This is a genomic window from Bartonella sp. CL25QHWL (genome assembly GCF_042195335.1).
Taxonomy (GTDB): Bacteria; Pseudomonadota; Alphaproteobacteria; order Rhizobiales; family Rhizobiaceae; genus Bartonella.
In genome coordinates this window covers 1-2,565 of record NZ_JBHIOE010000020.1, presented here as the reverse complement: position 1 = coordinate 2,565, position 2,565 = coordinate 1, and the positions used below count along the sequence as shown (strand labels likewise).

The following is a 2,565-nucleotide window of genomic DNA, read 5'->3' as shown; positions in this document are numbered from 1 at the left end:
TTTGTCTGGAGTGATCCAAGATCCAGATATCGGCTTGTCGGGTGGTAAACGGGTGCGTGTGGGGGAACGTGTGTGTGAATTGGTTGCCGCAAAAGATGCCGGTGTTTTGTTGCAAGAAGTTGTCTAAGGGAAACTTTTAAACATGGCTTATGCAAGCAAAACATTGATTGAAGAGCTCTGGGGTGATGACTTCTTGGATGATTTGTGTGGGATGGATGAGAACTCTGATCCAGTTTTTTCAGAGCAAGCCATTGCCCGCGCGCTCGAACAGGCAAGTGGTGAGATTGATGTGCATTTGTCTCATCGCTACTGCGTCCCCATTGCTGGACAGCCGGCGGCTCTGGGTATGATCTGTGTCAATATTGCTGTTTATAATTTAGCCATACGCCATACGGCGCTGACCACGACCATTGAAGATCGTTACAAACAGGCGGTTGATTTGCTGAAACGTATTGCCGAAGGCAAAGCGGGTTTAGGCATAGATGAACCTAAAATTATGAGCGAAGATGGACCGGTTCGTGATGGGGCTTTTTTTCATGCCAAGCCGCGTTTGATGGGAAGGTAACATGTCTGTTGCAACCCATATTGAGATTAAAGAGACAGGGCTTGAAGCGGCTTTATCCTTGTTGCAAAAGGGCGCTGATAGCTCGATGGGGACTTTGGCACAAGGGGTTGGGCGTCTCATCCAAGAAAGCACAAGGCGGCGGATTCAAAGCGAAAAAAATTCTGCCCAAGGAGAGAAGTGGAAAAACAATTATGCCCGCACCTCCATTCTTTATGCCAGTGGGGCGCTTTCACGCTCCATTGATATGAAAGCTTCACCAGAACAGGTGATTGTGGGCTCTGGGTTGGTTTATGCGCGGATTCATCAATTAGGTGGGGTTATTCGCCCGAAAAATGGCAAGACACTGCGCTTTTTTCTTAAAAGCGGTAATGCACACCGCTTTGTTTGTGTGCATCAAGTGACTATGCCGGCACGCCCTTATTTGGGGCTTTCAGAGCACAATAAAGTGGAAATTGTCAAAGCGACAGAAGACTGGCTGGAAAGGGTCTTTTCATGAACCAAACGATCACACAAGCAGGGCGCATTAATCAGTTTCGTGAAGCGGTGATAAGGAGCCTTAAAGGCGCTTTGCCGGATGTGCGTGATTGCGGCTGTCAATTTGGACGTTTTAATTTAGAAGAACTTGAAACACAGATGCTGGTGGCTCCAGCAATACGGGTTGCGGTGTTAGAAAGCCGTTTGAATCCTGTAGCAAGTGGACACATGAGTGCGGATCTTCATTTAGGGGCTTTTATTATTACCACTGGTAAAGAGCGTGATGTTTCCAGTTGGCTTTTAGCAGAAGCCATTGCGGTTTTATGCCATAGCGGGCAATTGTGGGGGCTAACGCATTTGAGTGCCCCGCGTGATGTCCAGATTGAACCGATTATTTCCGCGGCGATTAAGCAGCGTGGTGTATCGATAAGCGTGGTGGAATGGCACCAAGATTTGCATCAGTTGGGACAGGATATTTTTTGTGATGAAGGACAACTCAAAAGTGGTTTGATTTCATGTGATGATGAGGTGTTGCCATGAATGATGCGCATTTGTTGAGTGACACCTTGCGACAAATAATGAAGCGTCTTGATGCGCTTGAACGCTGTCTTGCCAACCAGCACATGATTGGGCGGGTTGTGCAAGTTGATGGCCATAGGGTGCGGGTGAAACTTTCCGAACAGGGTTCTAATGGACAAGCAGTTTTATCGCCTTGGCTACAAGCGCAAGAAGCTTCTGGCGCTCTCTCAAGCAATATGCCCCTCCATGTTGGTGATCCGGTGCGGTTATTAAATCCCCATGGCGAAATTGGTTCTGCCTCTCTGGTGGTGCGCGATAGTTATAGTGAGGATGCACCTAATCCCGCACGCTCTTTCCAAGAGTTGGCGCTCTGTTATGCCGGTGGCGCTTTGCGAATGACAAAAGATGAACTTATTCTCTCCCATGGGGAAAACCAAATCCATTTGAGTGAAAAAGGTTTGGTGCTTTCTCATCAAGCAACCCGTGTTGAATTAACGGGTAGTGTGCGGATTCAAGCAGAAGATTTGCAGCATAATCAAAAATCTGTTGGCGCAAGCCACAAACACGGTGGGGTCAAAATGGGTCCCTCCACAACCTCTTCCCCTCTTTAAAGGAGTTTTATCATGCGTGAGAACATTTATGTTATTTTAACCAATGCCGATTTTGTTGCAGGCAAGCGTTCACTGGGCAAAGGTGAAGAAATTTGTTTAAGTGAGGAAGAGGCTAAATATCCGTTGCTGCTTGGTCAGATCGCTGAAAAACCAGCCCCTGTTGTTGCGGCGGCCCCAACTGTTTCTACCACAAAGACAAGTAAAGGAGCTTAAAGCATGCGGTGCGGGATGAGCGAAAAGGATGGCTCTCTTTTATATGGCTTTGCGCATTGTCAACAGTCACTTCGTAAATGTCTGACGACAAGAATTGGGACACGGGTTTTGCGTCGTCATTATGGATGTGATGTTGGAGCATTCCAAGATGCCAATGCTGATCCTGCGACGATGATGCAGCTT

5 protein-coding genes and 2 pseudogenes are annotated in these 2,565 nt (G+C 47.5%); all 7 read left to right on the top strand.

The features are described 5' to 3' along the window. Window positions 1-127, top strand: a pseudogene (locus ACFILY_RS08460) (capsid protein); the annotation flags it as partial. 15 nt (window positions 128-142) lie between these two features. Beyond that, window positions 143-565 (top strand): gp436 family protein, encoded by a 423-nt coding sequence (locus ACFILY_RS08455; RefSeq protein ID WP_273790112.1) that lies wholly within the window; start codon window positions 143-145, stop codon window positions 563-565. 1 nt (window position 566) lies between these two features. Next, on the top strand, window positions 567-1,061 hold the full coding sequence (locus ACFILY_RS08450) for a phage virion morphogenesis protein (protein WP_375673309.1): 495 nt from the start codon (window positions 567-569) through the stop codon (window positions 1,059-1,061). Continuing rightward, complete coding sequence (locus ACFILY_RS08445; protein ID WP_375673308.1) at window positions 1,058-1,579, top strand: hypothetical protein; 522 nt, start codon at window positions 1,058-1,060, stop codon at window positions 1,577-1,579. Before ACFILY_RS08450 ends, ACFILY_RS08445 begins: the two co-directional genes overlap by 4 nt. Further along, window positions 1,576-2,169 carry a baseplate assembly protein gene (locus tag ACFILY_RS08440; RefSeq protein WP_375631567.1) on the top strand — a complete coding sequence of 198 codons (594 nt, stop codon included), beginning with the start codon at window positions 1,576-1,578 and terminating at the stop codon, window positions 2,167-2,169. The genes ACFILY_RS08445 and ACFILY_RS08440 overlap by 4 nt, the downstream gene beginning before the upstream one ends. 12 nt (window positions 2,170-2,181) lie before the next feature. After that, the gene (locus tag ACFILY_RS08435) at window positions 2,182-2,382 is read left to right on the top strand and encodes a hypothetical protein (RefSeq protein ID WP_375631569.1); all 201 of its coding nucleotides are present in this window, start codon (window positions 2,182-2,184) and stop codon (window positions 2,380-2,382) included. A 3-nt stretch (window positions 2,383-2,385) separates the two neighbouring features. Further along, a pseudogene (locus tag ACFILY_RS08430) lies at window positions 2,386-2,565 on the top strand (baseplate assembly protein); the annotation flags it as partial.

Bases quoted from the DNA above. Each gene is read 5' to 3' on its own strand.
- ACFILY_RS08455 (WP_273790112.1), top strand. From the start codon at position 143: ATGGCTTATGCAAGCAAAACATTGATTGAAGAGCTCTGGGGTGATGAC.
- ACFILY_RS08450 (WP_375673309.1), top strand. From the start codon at position 567: ATGTCTGTTGCAACCCATATTGAGATTAAAGAGACAGGGCTTGAAGCG.
- ACFILY_RS08445 (WP_375673308.1), top strand. From the start codon at position 1,058: ATGAACCAAACGATCACACAAGCAGGGCGCATTAATCAGTTTCGTGAA.
- ACFILY_RS08440 (WP_375631567.1), top strand. From the start codon at position 1,576: ATGAATGATGCGCATTTGTTGAGTGACACCTTGCGACAAATAATGAAG.
- ACFILY_RS08435 (WP_375631569.1), top strand. From the start codon at position 2,182: ATGCGTGAGAACATTTATGTTATTTTAACCAATGCCGATTTTGTTGCA.